This is a genomic window from Azospirillum thiophilum (assembly GCF_001305595.1).
Classification (GTDB): Bacteria; Pseudomonadota; Alphaproteobacteria; order Azospirillales; family Azospirillaceae; genus Azospirillum; species Azospirillum thiophilum.
In genome coordinates, this window is sequence record NZ_CP012407.1 from 135,983 (window position 1) to 153,756 (window position 17,774).

10 protein-coding genes are annotated in these 17,774 nt (G+C 69.3%); 4 read left to right on the forward strand and 6 right to left on the reverse strand.

Annotated features, from left to right (window positions below; translation table 11 throughout):
• Positions 1 to 104 precede the first annotated feature (104 nt).
• Complete coding sequence (locus tag AL072_RS31890; RefSeq protein WP_045585456.1) at positions 105 to 665, forward strand: hypothetical protein; 561 nt, start codon at positions 105 to 107, stop codon at positions 663 to 665.
• A 19-nt stretch (positions 666 to 684) separates the two neighbouring features.
• Here AL072_RS31890 and AL072_RS31895 read toward each other — a convergent pair whose 3' ends face one another.
• Positions 685 to 1,998, reverse strand: a complete 1,314-nt coding sequence (locus tag AL072_RS31895) for a tetratricopeptide repeat protein (RefSeq protein ID WP_052710400.1) — start codon at positions 1,996 to 1,998, stop codon at positions 685 to 687.
• Between the two features lie 303 nt (positions 1,999 to 2,301).
• Between AL072_RS31895 and AL072_RS31900 the strand changes: the two genes are divergently transcribed.
• The 3 genes from AL072_RS31900 to AL072_RS31910 all read left to right on the forward strand — a co-directional run bounded on the left by AL072_RS31900 (position 2,302) and on the right by AL072_RS31910 (position 10,261).
• Complete coding sequence (locus AL072_RS31900) at positions 2,302 to 3,906, forward strand: tetratricopeptide repeat protein (protein ID WP_052710401.1); 1,605 nt, start codon at positions 2,302 to 2,304, stop codon at positions 3,904 to 3,906.
• Positions 3,903 to 6,956: a glycosyltransferase family protein gene (locus AL072_RS31905; RefSeq protein ID WP_045585457.1), complete on the forward strand. Its 3,054-nt coding sequence runs from the start codon at positions 3,903 to 3,905 to the stop codon at positions 6,954 to 6,956. Before AL072_RS31900 ends, AL072_RS31905 begins: the two co-directional genes overlap by 4 nt.
• Before the next feature lie 161 nt (positions 6,957 to 7,117).
• On the forward strand, positions 7,118 to 10,261 hold the full coding sequence (locus AL072_RS31910; protein WP_052710402.1) for a M10 family metallopeptidase C-terminal domain-containing protein: 3,144 nt from the start codon (positions 7,118 to 7,120) through the stop codon (positions 10,259 to 10,261).
• 27 nt (positions 10,262 to 10,288) lie between these two features.
• Here the strand turns inward: AL072_RS31910 and AL072_RS31915 are convergent, their stop codons facing one another.
• The 5 genes from AL072_RS31915 to AL072_RS31930 all read right to left on the reverse strand — a co-directional run bounded on the left by AL072_RS31915 (position 10,289) and on the right by AL072_RS31930 (position 17,697).
• Complete coding sequence (locus AL072_RS31915) at positions 10,289 to 12,523, reverse strand: biotin/lipoyl-binding protein (RefSeq protein ID WP_052710403.1); 2,235 nt, start codon at positions 12,521 to 12,523, stop codon at positions 10,289 to 10,291.
• A 76-nt stretch (positions 12,524 to 12,599) separates the two neighbouring features.
• Positions 12,600 to 13,127, reverse strand: coding sequence for a hypothetical protein (locus AL072_RS34725; RefSeq protein WP_144428454.1), 528 nt, complete (start codon positions 13,125 to 13,127; stop codon positions 12,600 to 12,602).
• A gap of 84 nt (positions 13,128 to 13,211) precedes the next feature.
• Positions 13,212 to 14,690, reverse strand: coding sequence for an efflux RND transporter periplasmic adaptor subunit (locus AL072_RS31920; protein ID WP_052710404.1), 1,479 nt, complete (start codon positions 14,688 to 14,690; stop codon positions 13,212 to 13,214).
• Positions 14,687 to 15,535: an efflux RND transporter periplasmic adaptor subunit gene (locus AL072_RS31925; RefSeq protein WP_245637106.1), complete on the reverse strand. Its 849-nt coding sequence runs from the start codon at positions 15,533 to 15,535 to the stop codon at positions 14,687 to 14,689. The genes AL072_RS31920 and AL072_RS31925 overlap by 4 nt, the downstream gene beginning before the upstream one ends.
• Complete coding sequence (locus tag AL072_RS31930) at positions 15,532 to 17,697, reverse strand: TolC family protein (protein WP_052710405.1); 2,166 nt, start codon at positions 17,695 to 17,697, stop codon at positions 15,532 to 15,534. Before AL072_RS31930 ends, AL072_RS31925 begins: the two co-directional genes overlap by 4 nt.
• Positions 17,698 to 17,774 lie beyond the last annotated feature (77 nt).

The window sequence follows — 17,774 nt, forward strand, 5'->3', positions numbered from 1 at the left end:
CTGTCAACCGGGCGCCATGCAATGACCGCTTTGCCGCACCGGATGGAAAGCTTATTTTCCATCGATGCTCCCGAAAGCGGGAGAGTGGATGGCGGAACTGGTCCATGACAACGCGAACGGTCCGACTGGGCCCCCTCAGCGTGAAGATGTATTGCGCGATCGGCATGATCGCCGTGTCCTGGGCCCAGCTCGAGGACATGGTTTCGCTGTGCATCTCGCGCCTTCTCGGCACCGACCATACCGATTTCCTTCCCATCGCCTCCAACATGCAGGTCAAGGCCCGCTTCGACGCGCTGAAGACCATCGCCACCCTGCGCCTGCCCGCCGACGAGGCGAAGGCGCTGATCGCCCGCTGCGACGAGGCTCTGGAGCTGGGGCGGGAGCGCAACAAGATCCTACACGGCTCCTGGATCCAGGGAGAAACCGACGATGTCGCCATCCGCCTGAACTACCGCGCCCATGGCCGCGTTTCCGCCAACGCCCCGGTCATCTCCGCCCGCGAGATCGCGGAGATCAGCGACCGCATCACCATGCTGACCGAAAGCTTCGCCCAGATCCTGCAGCGGCTGGGCCTGCTCGATCCGAAGAACCCGATGCGCAGCCCGGCGCGCGCCGCCGGGGGAGCGGGTGGCGATGGCAAGCCGCGGGAAGCGGGAGAGGACTGAGGCGCTCCCGCCGTTCTCCCTACCTCCAGGGATCGAACCTTTCCAGGGCGGCGTTGCCGGGGGCTGGGCGTAGCAGCAGGTGCGGGGACGGGTTCAGGGCCGCGGCGGTGGCGGCGAAGGAACCGGTGCTGATCGCCAGGATGTCGGACCGGGTCAGGACATGGAAGTCCTGCAGATAGTCGAGCCCCTCCCAGCGGACCGGGAAATCGTCCTTCGTCACCGGGGAGAAGCGGGCGAATTCCGGCACCACCTTCGGCTCGTCGGTGGCGACGAACAGCACCGGATCCTCCAGCGTCGGCCACAGCCCGTCCAGCCAGTCGAGATAGAGCGACAGCGGTGTGTAGTCCTGGTTCCACCAGTCGGTCTGGCGGATGTGCACGGCGACCAGGGTGCGGCCGCAGCGGCGCAGCATCTCCACCGGCGGCTCCAAAAAGCGGTCCCAGCAGGAGCGCGGCGTCAGCCAGGACAGAATGTCGGCCCGCCGCGCCTTCAGCATCGCGTCGACCGGCGAGCCGCCCAGGAACAGGTCGCGGTCGCGGAGCGGATCGGCCACCCGTTCCGCGAAGCCGTCGGCGAACTCCCTGCGGCAGCGCAGCCAGCCCTGGAATTCCGGCAGGATCGCCGGATCGAGCCGAGGGTCGTCGAGGTCGAAGAAGGCATGGCCGACCCAGTCGGGGGTCAGGAACTCCATGCCGTAGGACTCGGCATAGAGGCGGACGGCGACATACTCGTTCACCGTCTGGGCGAAGCGGCCGTAATTGCCGAGCGAGGCCATGCTGAGCCAGGGGCGGTCGCCCCGCACCTCCCGCCGCCGGTTCCATCGGGCGTCCGGCGGCAGCGACCGGTCGAACCGCATCAGCGAATAGGCGATGTAGGCCGGGGAGTGGTTGTTCTTCAACTCCACGGCCCGTTCCAGCAGCCCATAGACGCCGTCTGCGTCTCCCTTCGCCTTGCGCACCTCGGCAAGCCCGGTCATCGCCTCGGCATAGTCGGACCGCGCGCCCATGGCGCTCCTGAAGGCCAGCTCCGCCCGGTCCAGATCCCCGGACAGCAGCAGGGCCATGCCCAAGTGATAGGCGGTGTCGGGGGAGGCCGGGTTCCGGCGCAGCGCGAGGCTCAGGATCGGCACCGCCGCCGCCGGGTCGCGGGCCTTGTAGGCGGCGATGCCCTTGACCAGCAGCGCCTCGGGGTTTTCCGGAACGGCCGCCAGGATGCGGTCGCAGATGGCGGCGCTGATGTCGAGCCATCCGGAATTGCAGTAGTCGAGCGCCTGCCGCACGGCATCGGGCAGGGACAGCTGCTGTCCGGCTATGGTTTCGATCCGGATGGACATGGCGGTTCCGAAGGATTCTGCCGAAGAGGTACCCCGTATGGGCGGACCTCACTTGCACCCTTGCCCGCGAGGGGTCAAGTTGCCTCGTTGCAAAGCCTCAAGATTTCACCGATCTTCCCGGCCCCAACCCCGACCGCCCCAACCCCGACCGCCCCAACCCCGACCGCTCCAACCCCGACCGCTCCAACCCCGCCCCCTCCAACCCCGATCGTCCCAGGCCCGATCCAGGCCCCGAGATCCAAATCCCGGACTTGGCGGGCCGCTTCGCCAGCACCCGTTCCTCCCCAGGATGCCAGCCCTGACATGACCTCGATCCAAGACATCCTGCAGAAGGCCGTCGGCCTGCATCATGGCGCGGAGGCCGGCCGTGCGGCGGCGCTTTACCGTTCCGTCCTGGCGTTCGAGCCGGCCCAGCCGGATGCCCTGCACCTGCTCGGCCTGCTGGTCCGCCGCGACGGCAGGACGGCGGACGGCGCGCTGTTGATGGCGCGCGCGCTGCTGCTGGAGCCGATGCATTCGGCGGCGCTTCTCAATCGCGCCCTCACCCTGCAGCAACTCGGGAAACCCGACGAGGCCGCCGCGCATTTCCGGCGCAGTCTGGAACTGGACCCGGCATCCGACATCTCCCTGTCGCGTCTGGCCAATGAGGCGCTCGTCTGCGGGCGGTTGGCCGAGGCGGGCCGGCTTCTTCGCCGCTCCGCCGCCTTGGGGGTGGGCAGCGGGACCCCGGACGACCGGCAGCGCCGTGCGCTGGAGCGCCGTGCCACCGCCCGCGACCTGCGCGAGGATGCGGAGGATCGGACCCTGCCGCCTGGGCTGGTGGTGCGCGGGGTGTTCCGTGACAGCAGCGGCTATGCCTTCGCCGTCCGCCGCTTCGTCCGGGGGCTGGTGGAGGCGGGAATCCGGGTCCGGCTGGTCGACCTGAACTATGCCGGCACCGACAATCTTCCCGACGACCAGATCGATCCGCTGCTGTTCACGCTCGACCGGCCGGTGCGGGCAAAGGCGGTGCTGACCATCACCACCCCGCCGGCGGTGGAGGTCGTTCCCGGCCTGAAGACCATCAATTACACCATGTTCGAGGCTCTCGACATTCCGCCCCTGTGGGCGGCGCAGAGCCGGCGCCACGACCATGTCGTCGTCGCCACCGGGTCCTCGCGCGAGGCGTGGCTGCGTGCCGGCCATCCGCCGGACCGCGTCCATGTCAGCCCCGCCGGCGTCGACGCGGTGGAGGCCGGCAGCATCCCCCCCTCGGCCATCGTCGACAGCGCCGGCCGCCGCCTGTCCGATTACCGGGTGCGCGTCCTGAACGTCTCCGACTTCAACGACCGCAAGAACCTGGACGGGCTACTGCGGGTCTGGCTGGGCACGACGCGGGCGGAGGATTCCGCGGCCCTGCTGCTGAAGGTCGGCAAGGGCGGCGGGGTTTCCGACGGCATGCGCGACCTGCTGACGCGGGTGTCGGCACAGATCGGCCGGACGCTGGCCCAGGCGGCCCCGGTCTTCCTGGTGGAAGGCAAGCTGTCCGACGCGGACATGATGGGGCTGCATGCCGCCTCGACCCATTACTGGAGCATGTCGCACGGCGAGGGCTGGGATCTGCCGATGGCGCAGGCCGGCGCCATGGGCCTGACCCTGCTGGCGCCCGATCACAGCGCCTACCATGCCTATCTCGACGACCGGGTGGCGCACATGATCCCCAGCCCCGTCACGCCCGGCATCACCGCCTATGCCGGCCAGGACTGGTGGAGCCCCGACGAGGGCGAGGCCGCCCGGCTGCTGCGCGCGGTCATCGACGATCCCGACGGCACCCGCCGCCCGGCACAGGCACACCTGCTGGAGCATTTCAGCTGGCAGGCCGCCACCCGCCGCCTGATCGACCTTCTGCGGGAGCTGGACGCGCTGTGACCGGTCCCATCATGCCCAATGCGAACCTGCCCGATCCCGTCACCCTCTTCTGCTGTCTGGCACCGCCCGACTATTACCGCCGGCCGCTGTTCTCCGACCGGGAGGTGTTCTGCGGCCCCGACTGCCCGACGGTCGAGACGGGCGACGGCTTCTCCTCGCTGAACACACCGCACGGCGAATATGATCTGGCGGCGGTCGTCGCCCGGCTGCCGGCGCACCAGCGGCCGGAACTGATCGTGGTGAAGGCCGACGCCACCCGGCGCAACCTTCCCCGTGGGCTGGACCGGATTCCCGGAACCAAGCTTCTGCTGGTCGGCGATACCCATCATTTCGCCGGTCCGCTGCGCACGCTGCTGGCCTATGGCGCGATGGAGAGCTTCGACGCGGTGATGCTCGACCATACCCGCCAGCATGCCCACGCCTTCCTGGAGGCGGGGTTCGAGCGGGTCTATTGGATCCCGGCGGTCGATTATGCGTTGCGCCGACGCGACATCCTGGCGGACCCCCCGGCGGAGTTCCGGTTCGACCTCACCTTCGTCGGGCAGATCGGCGCCTTCCACCCCTGGCGGCGCCATGTGCTTGACCGGCTGAACGCGGCGGGATTGCCGCTGGTGGGCATGCGGGCCAAGCCGGAGAGGGCGGCCGACGTCTATGCCGCCTCGCGCGTCACGCTGAACTGCTCGCTGAACGGCGACCTCAACCTGCGCGTCTTCGAAGCGCTGGGGGCCGGCGGCTTCCTGCTCACCGACGCGCTCTCGCCGGACGCCGGGCTGGAGCGCTGCTTCACCCCCGGCCGCCATCTCGCGACATACCGCTCGCCGGACGAGCTGGTGGAACTGGCGCGCCATTATCTCGACCACCCGGACGAGGCGATGGCGATCCGCCGGGCCGGGCAGGCGCATCTGCTGGAATTCCACAGCCCGCAGGTCAAACGTGCCCAGTTCTTCGCCGCCGTGTTCGACGACCGTGTGGATCCGGCGCTGGAGCTGCGCTCCGAACGGCGCGGCCTGAGGGCGCTGCCGGTGCGTGGCATAGGGTTCCAGCGCCGCCTCGCCGCCTACGAGGCGCTGCAGCTGCTGCAGCTGACGGCGTCGCGGCTGACCGTTCATGGTGGCGGGGGGCATACCGGTGGGGATCGGGGCGGGGGTGAAGACGGCTTCGCCGCCGACCTGCGCGCCATGGCCCGCGACCTGCCCCGCGTGGCCTTCGCAGCCCCGGACGGGATACCCGAACCGGTGGCGCTGCCGCTGCCGCCGTCCCCCGACCGGGTGCGGGACGAGGCGGTGACGCTGCTCCCCTGGCTCGACAAGGCGGAGACCGACCGGTGGATGGTCCGGCTGCCCGGCGCCTCTGTCCTCTGTCCCACCCTGTCGTCGCGTGGCCATGCCGCAGCGGCCGCCCATCTGGCCGACTGGGGCTTCGTGCCGACCGAGCCCGGCGGCATCCTGTTCCAATGCGCCGATGCCCTGCGCTATGCCGCCCGCTCGCTGTCCGATCCGGCCCTCGCGGCGGCGCTGACGCCGGAGCTGAAGCGTGCGCGCCTCGCGGCGCTGGAGCCGCTGCTGCGGACTGCCGACCAGATGATGGGGGTGGCGCAGCTCGCCAACCGGCTGGGCGACGCCGCCCTGACGGAGCGCTTCCTGCTGCGCTGCGCAGCACTGGACCGCCAGCAGCCGGACGCGCTCATCGGACTGGCCCGCCTGTGCGCGGCCAGCGGCCGGCGGGCGGAGGCTGCCGTCTATCTTGCTGAGGCCCGGCGGGCCGCCCGGCTTGCCGGCCTGCCCGATCCGGCTCCCGACCTGGGCGCCGATGCGCTTTCCAACGAGGCCGACCATCCGGCGCTGGAGCGTTACCGCGTGCTGTTCCGGCAGGCGACGGTTCCCTCGACCGGGCGGCCCCGCCGCATCCTGGTGGTCACCAACCTGTTTCCGCCGCAGGAGTTCGGCGGCTACGGCCGCAAGCTGTGGGAGTTCTCGGCCGAGCTGATCCGCCGCGGCCATACGGTGAAGGTGCTGACCGCCGACGTGCCCGACCTGACCCGGCCGGGCATGGCCGGGACCGAGGACATCGAGGGGCATGTCGACCGTTCGCTGACCCTCTATGGATATTGGAAGGACGGGCGCGCCTTCACCCACGACGACCCGGCCCATTGTGCCGCCCTGATCCGCACCAACATCAGCCGCGTGCTGGAGACCGCCCGCGACTTCCGTGCCGACGCCTGTCTGGTCGGTAACCTCGACATGCTGGCGAGCGAGTTCCTCGACCCGCTGACCCGGCAGATGGGCGTGCCGGTGCTGCATTGCCTGGGCAACCAGCATCCCGGCTACGCGCCGCCGGCGGCACCCCGCTCCCCCCTTTACCGTGCCGGGCCGGCCAGCGGCTGGGTATCGGAGCGGCTGGCCGCCGGCGGCTACGGCCTGCCCGCCACGGTGATCCATCCCGGCGCCCGCGTCGATTACTTCCACCGCGCGGTGATGCCGACGACCGACCGGCTGCGCATCGCCTTCGCCAGCCTGTTCGTCAACTACAAGGGGCCGCAGACGCTGGTCAACGCGCTTGCGATCCTGCACCGCGAGGGCATCGACTTCGACTGCACCTTCGCCGGGGAGGCGCCGGACGCCGACCTCGCGGCCCGCTGCCGCGACTTCGTGGAGCGCCAGGGCATGGCCGGCAAGGTGCGCTTCACCGGCTTCCTCGACCGCCGCGGCCTGTCCGACCTGTTCGCCCGCTGCAACGTCCTGGTCTTCCCCAGCGTCTTCCAGGAACCCTTCGGCATCTCGCAGGTGGAGGCGATGGCCGCCGGCCTGACCGTGATCGGCAGCGGCACCGGCGGCAGCGGCGAGGTGCTGCGCGACGGCGTCGACGGCCTGCTGTTCAAGGCGGAAGACCACGAGGCGCTCGCCGGCTGCCTGCGCAGCCTGGTCAGGGACCGCGCCGCCTGGCTGCGCATGGCCCTGTCCGGCCGCGACCGCGCCCGCGACTTCACCGTCGCCCGGTCCGTCGACCGCATCGAGGCGGTGTTCGAGGAACTGGGCGCCCAGAGGATCTGATCGCGCAGAAGGGGTGAGCGGGAGGGAGAACCGCAGCGCGCCGTCCGGTGAGACGCCGTCCGGTGAGAAAAAACGTCCGGATCCCCCTCCCCTTTCGATTGGGGAATGAAAGGTTGTAGAGTGGCGGAGCCGCAGTCCGCGGCGCGGATTTCCTCCCGGCCATGACGACCACCCTCTCCGATCTGTCCGATGTTTCGGCCGGCCCCCCGGTTGACTCCCGGCTTGACCCGGGGGCCGCCTGTTCCTGCCTGCTGTGCAATGCAACAAGCTGGGGCGCCGGCTGGAGTGCCGCGCCCATCGCCGCAGGGCTGGGCGCGCAAGGAGGGCCGCAGGGTGCCTCCTTCGCCACCATCTCGACCCTGCTGGCGACGGGGACGCCGCGCTGGGGCAGCGGCGGGGTCGGCAGCGGGGCGACGGTCAGCTATAGCTTCATGGAGCAGGCGCCGTCCTACGCCTCCGGCTCGGACACCACCGGCTTCGCGCCGCTGTCCGCCACGCAGCGCGACGCGGCGCGGCAGGCCTTCGCCGCCTGGAGCGCCGTCGCCAACATCTTCTTCGTCGAAACCTCCGACAGCGCCAACAGCGGGCAGGGCGGGTCGATCCGCCTCGGCACCAACCGGCAAAGCTCCAGCGCCGCCTACGCCTACTATCCGACCGGATCGCTCTATGACGGCGGCGGCGACATCTATCTTTCCAACAGCGCCGCGACCAACGCCAGCCCGACGCAGGGCAGCTACGGCTACCTGACCATCCTGCACGAGATCGGGCACGCCATCGGGCTGAAGCATCCCGGCAACTACAACGCCACCGGCGGCGGGGGCGAGCCGCCCTATCTGTCCTCGACCGAGGATAATTACCGCTACACGCTCATGTCCTACAACTCGCATCCCAGCCTGGGCCTGAACGGGCTGACGACGGGGCCGGCGCTGTACGACATCGCGGCGGTCCAATACCTGTACGGCACCAACACCGGCACCCGCATCGGCGACGACCGCTATGCCTTCGCCAGCAACATCGTCGCGGTCAGCCAGGCCATCTGGGATGCCGGCGGCACCGACAGCATCGACGCCAGCGGGCAGGCGTCGGCCGTCACCATCGACCTGACGCCCGGCGCCTTCAGCTCCATCGGCCCCAACGGCTCGGGCGGGCGGGCAGTGGACAATGTGGCGATCGCCGACGGCGTCACCATCGAGACCGCCATCGGCGGCGGCGGCAACGACATCCTGATCGGCAACACCGCCAACAACCTGCTGACCGGCGGCGAGGGCTCCGACACGCTGACAGGCGGATCGGGCGACGACACGCTGCAGGGCGGCGGCGGCACCGACACCGCGGTCTACAACGGCAGCCGCTCCTCCTACGCCGTCACCGTCTCCGCCGACGGCGCCACCATCTCCGGCGGCAGCGAAGGCACCGACAGTCTGACCGACGTCGAATTCGCCCTGTTCGCCGACACCCGCATCAGCCTGATGCCCCCGGCGGTGACCGCCCGGACCGGCCGGGTTTTCATCGGTTCCTCGATCGACATCGACAGCCTTGTGACGGCGACCGACCCGGCCGGCGGCCTTGTCACCCAGTATGAGGTGGTCGACAACACCCAGGGCGCCGGCTCCATCATGGTCGGCGGGGTGGCCCAGGCGACGGGTGCCGCGGTCTCACTGAGTGCGGCGGCCTTCGCCGGCGTCACCTTCGCCGCCTCCACCCTGACCAGCCTCGACGAGCTGTCGGTGCGCGCCTACAACGGCGTGGCGTGGAGCCGTTGGATCGGCTTCATCATCGCCTCGCGCCCGGCCAACCGGCCGCCGGCCGTCCAGTCGGACAGGACGCTGGTCGTGCAGGAAGGCGGGCCGGCCATATCGCTGGGCATCGATCGGCCGAGCGATCCGGACGAAGGCGACAGCATGGCCGTGACCCTGGCGCGGCTGCCGACCGGCGGCATCCTGCGGCTGGCGAACGGCACCCCCGTCACCGCCGGCATGACGCTCGGCACAGCCGATCTGGCCGGCCTGACCTATCAGGTGCCGTCCGGGACATCGGGGACGCCCGGCTCCTTCGCCTATACCATCACCGACAGTCACGGTGCGGTCAGCGGCCAGACCGTGACGCTGCGGGTCACCTCGCTGGCCGAGACGATGGCCGGGTTCGACCCGCTGGCCTATCTCGCCTCCAACCCCGACCTCATCGCCGTCTTCGGCACCGACGAGGCCGCCGCGCGCGAGCATTACCTGCGCTCCGGCCGGGCAGAGGGGCGGACCGCCGCATCCTTCGACCCGCTCTCCTATCTGGCTTCCAACCCGGACATGGTCGCCGCCTTTGGGTACGACCGCAACGCGGCGACCCGGCATTATCTGGCCTTCGGCCGGCGGGAAGGGCGCAGCGCCGGCAGCTTCGATCCGCTGGCCTATCTGGCGGCGAACGCCGATCTGGCCGCCGCCTTCGGCACCGATGCCGTCGCCGCCACCCGCCATTACCTGACCTACGGCCAGCGTGAGGGACGCGGCACCCGCTTCGACGGATACGGCTATCTGGTGTCGAACCCGGATGTCGCCGCCGCCTTCGGGCTCGACCCGGCGGCGGCGGTCCGCCATTACCTGTCCCACGGCCGGCAGGAAGGGCGCGGCGTCGGCTTCGACAGCCTGGGCTATCTGGCTGCCAACACCGACCTCGCCGCCGCCTTCGGGCCCGACCCGGCGGCAGGGGGCCGCCATTACCTGTCCTACGGCCAGCGGGAAGGGCGCGGCAGCAGCTTCGACGCGCTCTCCTATCTGGCGGCAAATCCCGATCTGGCCGCCGCCTTCGGCACCGATTCCACGCGGGCGGCGGAGCATTACATCCGCTACGGCCGGCTGGAGAACCGCAGCACCAGCTTCAACGCCCACGACCATCTGCTGGCCAACCCGGACCTGCTGAGCGTCTTCTCGGGCAGCGAACGGCAGGTGAAGCTATATGTCGTCCTCTACGGCAACACGCCGCGGCGCGACGCCGCCGGTTTCGACGCGCTGAGCTATCTGGCCGCCAACCCGGATCTGGCAGCAACCTTCGGCACCGACACCGCGGCCGCCACCGCCCACTACCAGTCCACCGGACAGGCGGACGGGCGTCCGACCCGGTTCAACGCGCTCGCCTATCTGATGGCCAACCCCGATCTCAGCGCCGCCTTCGGCGGCGATCAGCAGCAGGCGCTGGTCCATTTCATCACCTACTGCCGCAACGAGCTGCGCCCTAACCCGATCGGCTATGTCCGCCCGCAATCGGCCGGCCTTGCCATGGCCGGCGACGGGCTCCTGGCGGTGGGGATGGAATGATCCCGGAAGTCCCTGCTGGCCGTCCGGTCAAAACCCCGTCTCGCGGATCAACACCGACGCGGCGATGCGCCAGAAGCGTTCGGCGATGCTGCGGGCCTCGCCCGCCACGCGGACGATGCCGCGGGTCACGCGCTCTGGCCCCTCCTGTACGGAACCGGGAACCCCGGGCACCGGCTCGACATCCAGGGTGATGCGGTAGACCGCCTCCACCGGGGCGAGCGCGCTGCGGCCGGGACTGCCATGTGGCTGGCCCGGTTGCGGTCCCGCCTGTCCCTCCACCGCCACCGGGCCGCCATTGACCGAGGCGAGCGCCGGCACGTCCAGAGCCGAGACGGCGACCGGATCGACCGCGCGCACCCGCGCCGCACGTCGGGAAGCCAGCGGGTCGTCGGGGTGGAACTCCGCTCCTGCACCCGGGCTCAGCCGGTCGAAATCGCCCTCTCCGACATAGCCGACCAGTTCGCCGCTGCCGGGCGCCACCACCATCGCCAGCGGCAGCTTCGGCCCGATCCAGCGGCCGGGGGTCAGCGCATCCTCCATGTCGCGCACGGTCCCCGACAGGGGAGCGCGCACTACCAGCCGCTCGCGGCTGTCGAGAAGCCCCTGCCGCTCGGCCAGGGCGGCGGCCAGATCCTCCTCCATCGCCCGCACGCGGTCGAGCTGCTCGCGGCTGGCGGTCAGGCGGGCGATCTGCTCCTGCATCCAGTCGATACGCAGCTCCGCCTGGCGCAGCTTGCCCTCCAGGTCGGGGGCGGTCAGGCGGAACAGCGGCTCGCCCTCCACCACGCTCTGGCCGCGGGCGACCAGCGTTTCCTCCAGCCGGGCGGGGAAGGGGGCGTAGACGGTGGCGAAGCCGGATGCCCGCCAGACCACCGGCACCGAGACGGTGGTGGTCACCGGCAGCAGGGTCAGCCCGACCGCCGCCGCCAGCCCCGCCAGCGTCAGCCCGGTGCGCAGGTTGACCCGGAAGCGGTCGCGCAAGGACCACCAGACCTTCACCTCATGCAGGAGGGGCCGCGCGATGAACCAGCCAATCTCGATGGCGAACAACAGGATCCCCAGTACCTTGATGGCGACGTGGTAGACCAGCAGCGCGATGCCGAGGAACAGCACCAGCCGGTAGACCCAGGTGACGTAGGAATAGGCCAGCAGGATGCGGCGCCGCGCCGCCGGCATCTCCTCCGGCGGGGCAATGCCCAGGCCGAACAGCCATTCCCGCAGCTTCCAGCGCGCCATGGCGAAGCCGCGCTCCTGCAGGTTGGGCACGTCCAGCGCGTCGGACAGCAGGTAATAGCCGTCGAAGCGCATGAAGGGGCTGAGGTTGATCGCCAGCGTGGTGATCCAGCTGACCGTCGCCAGGAAATAGGCGGCGCTGCGCAGCGGCCCGTCGGGCAGGAAGCTCCAGGCCAGCGTGGCGAAGACGGCGATCGTCAGCTCGGTCAGCATGCCGGCCGCCCCCACCGCCAGCCGCTGCCGGCGCGAGACCAGCCTCCAGGCGTCGGTGGTGTCGGTGTAGAGCACCGGCCACATCACCAGGAAGGCCAGCCCCATGGTCGGCACCCGGCAGCCGTAGCGCTTGGCGGTGTAGGCATGGCCCAACTCGTGGCAGATCTTGGTGCCCAGCAGCGTGACGCCGTAGAGCGCCAGCCCTTCGGGGGAGAAGAAATGCTGGAAGGTGTGCAGGAAGGCATCCCACTGCCGCGCCACCAGGAGCCCGGCAAGGAGCGCGGTCAGCAACACCAGGGCCAGCCAGGCCCGGCTGTAAAAGGGCGCCACCAGCCCCACCGTCGCCGACAGGAAACGGTCGGGCCGCACCAGCGGGATGCGGAAGAACAGGTAATTGTGGACCAGCCACCAGAACCAGCCGGTCTTCCGCGCCGCCGCCTGACGGGCCAGAAAGGCGGTGTCGACGGTGACGGTCAGGTTGTTGGCCGCCAGGAACTGGTAGAAACCCATGACGTCGTCGACCGTCGGTTCGAACAGGCTCTCCTCGGCCACCGCCGCGGCGATGGCGGCCGGGTTGGCGTGGTGCCAGTGCGCGATCAGCGCGAAGGCCTCCGGCCCGATGCGGAAATAGCGGTTGCGCACCAGATCGTGGATGGTCCAGCCCGGTGCCCCGTCCTGCCCCGCCGGCGCCGGCAGCAGCGCCAGATCGTCGCGCAGGCCCGGTAGCCGCATGGCGGCCCGCGGGTCGGCGGGGGCGGAACCGACCGCGCGGAGGCTGGCAGAGGGACCGGCGGGGGGCGTGAGGGCTATGGACACAGGAGGACGATTTCCAGAAGAGTAGTGATGTTGACGCAAAGTAATTTTATCAACTGAAAGGGCATTTTAAATGCAACTATTTGAATAAAATTGTGAAAGAATCGACAACTTTTTCTGCCCCGTGATCCATATTGTAGTTAACGGTTCGTCCGTCTGAATATAGATATGATACTGACATCGGAGACATAACGGTAGGATTGAAATGGTAAAAATGCTCTTTCATTACAAATGACGAATAAACAACTCTTCTTACGTTTCCGTTGAATGGAGTATCATAGTCTACTATTGTGTCTACAACGCTAATGGTCTTATCGGTGGGGGGTATTTTTACATCTCTGCTTGACCAAGAAATTTTTGAAGGATTTGTCCTGTTGATAGCATCTATAAATTCAAGCTTGTCTGTGTTGTAACCTGCGGCCTTCAAAAATCCAAAATCACGTGGAGCAATTAGTGTTTTTTCGTGGAACATTGTTTCTATGGTCATGCTTTTTATAGATCTGATTCCATCGGAGCACCACCAGTACCACCCAGCAACAGATAATATAATTAACCACCCAATGGCTCCGTGGGCTAACTCATTTTCCTCTTTTTGATTATCGGCCATTTCTAATTTCCTTCTGAATTAATCCACAACAACGACATCTGTCGAATTTGCGAGCTTTTCCGTTAATGTTGTTTTGGATGCCTCTCAAATCCCCAGCGACTGGCGCAGCAGGGCCAGCGGGCGGCGGAACAGGTAGAGGGCCAGGGGTACGCGGTCGCCCAGGATCTTGGCGGTGCCGCGCAGGCCGATGCGCGGCGGGGCCTCCCCCGGGTTCTGGCCCGGTTCCAGCGCCGCCTTGACGCGGTAGGACAGCACGCCGGCGGCCGACAGGCCGGCTTCGTAGCTGGCATGGGTCAGGCGGGCCCGGAGGGGATGGAGCGGGTCGACGTTCAGGAACAGCTCCACCGGCGAGCCCGGCTCCAGAACCAGGGCGTCGCCGACCGGCACCATGATGTCGATCTCCGGTGCCTGCGGGTCGGCCAGCGTCAGCACGCGCTCGCCCACCGACAGCGGCTTGCCCAGCCAGTCATTGACGTCGGTGAAGACGGCGATGCCGGCGCGCTCGGCCTTCACCGTGACCCGGTCCAGCAGGTCGCGGGCGAGCGCCAGCTCGGCCCGGCGCAGCTCCACCTGGGCGCGGAGCTGGGAGACGCGGGCCTTGGTCTGCGGATCGGCGAAGGCGGCCTGGGAGGCGGTCAGCAGTTCCGCCTCCGCCTGGGTCAGCCCCTTGCGCGCCACCTCGAAGCGGCTGCGCAGGACGGTGGAATCGAAGCTGAACAGCGGCTGTCCGGCCGCCACCGCCTGGTTCGGCTGCACATGGAAGCGCTCGATCACGCCGTCCAGCGGAGCGGCGACGATCACCGGGTTGCTGGTCTGGATCTCGGCCGGGGCCAGGCTCGACATCGGCACCGGGATGGCGAGCGCGCCGGCGACGGCCAGCAGGACCAGCAGCGGCAGCAGGGCGCGGCGCAGCCCGCGCCGCTTGGCACGCTTGCCCGACAGCGCCCACCAGGCATGGCCATAGCCCTCCGCCAGATGGCTCAGCAGCAGGATTTCGCCGTCGGTCCACGGCTCGTCGCGGCCCAGCCACAGGCCGGCCAGGGGCGGGGCGGCCTTGTCCCGGCTTTCCGCCTGGGCGCCGGGCAGTGCCTCACGGGGGGCCTCCCGCTGGGGTTCCGGCTTGCGCAACGGGCACCACAGAACCTGTGCCGGCCCCCATTCGCCCCAGGCGCCGCGGACCTCGGCGGACAGGGCGGCGGGATCGACGACATGGACGGCGTCGGCCTCAGCACCGGTGGCGACGGTGTGCACCGCCTGCTCCAGCCATTGGGTGAAGGGAGCGTTCGGCTCCAGGACCGCGATGTTGGACACGGCCTCCAGCGTCGGCCGGCCCCGGTCCGCCAGGGTCAGGAAGGCGGCCTGCCGGTAGGCGATCAGCCGGCGGGTCTGGTTGACGATGTGATAGCGCAGCTCCGGCGCCGTCGCCTGCCGCCACGCCTGCCGCTGCAGTTCCAGCAGCATCAGCAGGCCGTTGACCGGCTGCGGCGCTCCCTGGGGAGCTGCCTGTGGAGCCGCTTGCGGCGCCGCCTGCTGGGGCGGGGGCTGGGCCATCACGGCGCTCATGGCTTCGCGGTTCCGGGTTTGGCAGTCCCCTGGGAAGCCCCCTGGTTCCCGGCCGGCAGCGCCGACAGCGCCGGTTCGGGGAAGATGGCGGTGCCGCTCATGCCAGCGATCAGGCCGGAGAGGGTGCCCTCGCCGGTCAGCTTCGCGGTCACCTTCACCGACTGGCTGGCCGGATCGACCTTGGCGCCGGGCAGCACCACCTCGCCCGGCAGGGTGACCCCGGTCTCGTCGACCCGCAGGTCGAAGCGCTGCCCCGGCTTCAACCACACCAGCCAGGAGGAGGGGACGATCAGCTCCACCTTCAGGTCGCGGTCGGACAGGATCTCCAGCAGCGGCGCGCCGGCGGCGACCGACTCATGCTCCTGGATCCGGCGTTCGACCGCACGGCCGTCGAAAGGCGCCTTGATCTCGCAGCGCCGGGCCTGCACCTCCGCCTTGCGGACGTCGGCGCGGGCGACCTGGACCTTCGCCTCGGCCAGCTGCACCTCCGCCTCGCCGATGGAGCGCAGGCTGTTCAGGCGCCGGTTGACCCGCGCCGTCACATCCGCGGCGTTCAGCTGGGCGCGGGCGGCGTCCAGTTCCGCCTGATAGCTGGCGCAGTCGAAGGCGACCAGCAGGTCGCCGGCCTTGAAGCTCTGGCCGGCATCGACGCTCATGCGGGCGATGCGGCCGGGGATCTCGGAGGACAGGACCGCATGCCGCCTGGCCTCGATCAGCGCGCGGACCTGCCCCTGCGAGGTGTCCTGGGCGACTGCCGGGCTGGAGGCGAGGCCCCCGGCCAGCAGGACAGCCACGAGTGCGGCGGCTTGGGCGGTGGCTTTGGCCGCCGCGCCGGGACGGATCACAGCGACGCGACCCTGCCCATCGGCAGGCTGTCGGATTGGATTTCCTGAGCAGAGAGGGTACGAACGGTGCATTCCCGCTGCTTGTCCTTCACACGATGACAGAACCGCTCGGCCGCGGCGCGGTCCGCGAAACCGCCGGCGCGCAGTTGGACGATCGGCTTGCCGTCCTCGCTGCGCCGGGTGGTGACGTACAGGGCGCCGGCCCCGTCCATTCCCGTTCCCAGGCGTTTGGCGATCATACCCCATTCCCGCTCGGCAAGCCTGTGGCTTGCGTAAGCCCCAAGATCTGCCTGGATGACAGGAGAGAAGGACGCCGTCGCAACTGGAGCGGGGGCAGGGGCCGAAACCGGAGCCGCAACCTGAGCCGGCGCCGATTCCGGAGCCGCGGCGGGTATTGCGGCGGGTGCTGCGGAAGACGCCAGAACGAAAGGCGTGGAGGCCGGAGCCGGTTCGGCCGCCGCGGCCTTCGGCGCTTCCGCAGCCGCTACGGGGGCCGCTACGGGGGGTGGGGCCGGAGCGGCCGCCATGGGCACAGCCGCCTTGGCGGATTCAGGCTTGACCGGTTCCGCCTTGGCCGGTTCGGTCTTGTCGGCCTTGGCCGCGTCCTTCGCCACCAGATCCTTCACGCGGAGAACGTTGTTGGCGCGCTCCTGCCAGGAGGACAGACCCTTGCCCACCGCCTGGGTCAGGCTGGGCAGGTCGTCGGCGGCCATCGTCTCGGGCAGCGGATCGACGCCGGCAGACACCATGACGCGGGCATAGGCGTTGTGCAGGTCGGCCAGCACCAGGTCGCGGCGCAGATCGGACAGCAACGCCGTCACCTCCGACTGGATCACGCCCAGCTCGCCCACCTGGCCGGCTTCGCCGACATTGGTGTATTGCGAGCGGATGCGGGTGTCGAGGTCGGCCTGCTCGGCGGTCAGGGCGAATTCCTGCTTCAGTTCGCGGAACTGCAGCACCGCCACATGCACCTGGCTCAGCACCGCCATGCTCAGCGCCTGACGGCGGAAGGCGACCAGCTCTTCCTGCGCATCGGCGTAGGACTTGGTGGCGGGGGCGGAGACCAGGTTGATCAGGTTCCAGCTGATCCGCGCGCCGTAATCGGTCCAGCGCTGGTTCAGCAGGAAGCTGTTGCTGTCGTAGCGCAGGGCGGCGTTGACGTCGATGCCCGGCAGCAGCTTCAGCAGCGACCGCCAGGTCTCGTCGGTGGAGATACGCTGGTTGTAGCTCTCCTCCAACAGCTCAGGCCGGTTCAGCAGGGCGTAGGTCTCCAGCGCTTCCACCGCGACGTCCAGCTTGGGCGGCGCCTTCATGATGCTGGCCGGCGGCAGCTCGATCTCGAACGGCTCGCCCGGCGGCAGCCCCATCAGCGCGCCCAGCTGCGACTTCGATGCCACCAGCTCGCGCCGCAGCGACTGCAGCTGGCGCAGGGTCTCGACCAGGGTGCGGGTGTAGGTCAGCGCCTGCAACGGCGCCTGGATGCGCAGCGCCTCCAGCGTGCGGGCGTCGCGGCGCGCACCCTCCACCCGCTTCTCCACCGGCTCCAGCCGCCTCAGCAGCCGTTCGGCGGCCACGGCGCGCCAATAGGCGGTGCGCACGTCCTGCATGATGCCCTGGACGACGCGGCGGCGGCGCTCGTCGGCGATCAGCACCAGATTGGCGTTCTGCCGCGCCCGCAGATAGCTGACGCCGAAATCCAGCACGTTCCAGGTGAAGGCGAGGTCGCCGGTGCGGCGGTGCTTGTCGGTGGCGGTGGTGCTCTCGCCCGTCCGCCGGCCGGTGGCGAGGTTCAGGCTTTCCGATCCGGCGTCGTTGTTGCGCCCGACATAGCCGGCGGCGGCCACGACGCGCGGCAGCATGTCGTAGCGCGACAGGTCCAGCTGGTCGGTGGCGACCGCCACCTCCATCAGCTTCACGCGTTCGTCGAGGTTGTACTTGATGGCGCGCGCCATCGCCTCGTCCATCGAGACCGCCTTGGTCAGCGGTTCCTGCGGGGACAGCACGACGCCCAGATCCTTGCGCACGCGCGCCAGATTTTCCTCGGCCGTCAGCGGCTCGGGTTTGACCGCGCAGCCCGCGGCCAGCAGGGATGCCGTCAGGACGGCGACGGGAACCACCGAAGAAAGCAAGCGGCGGCGGAGTTGAGCGGTCGAGGTCTTCATGGCGGGAGCAATTCCGTTCGGCGGAAAAGGATTGGACGAGGAAGCGATTCTGAAAGGAAGAGCACTGGGATGGAGTG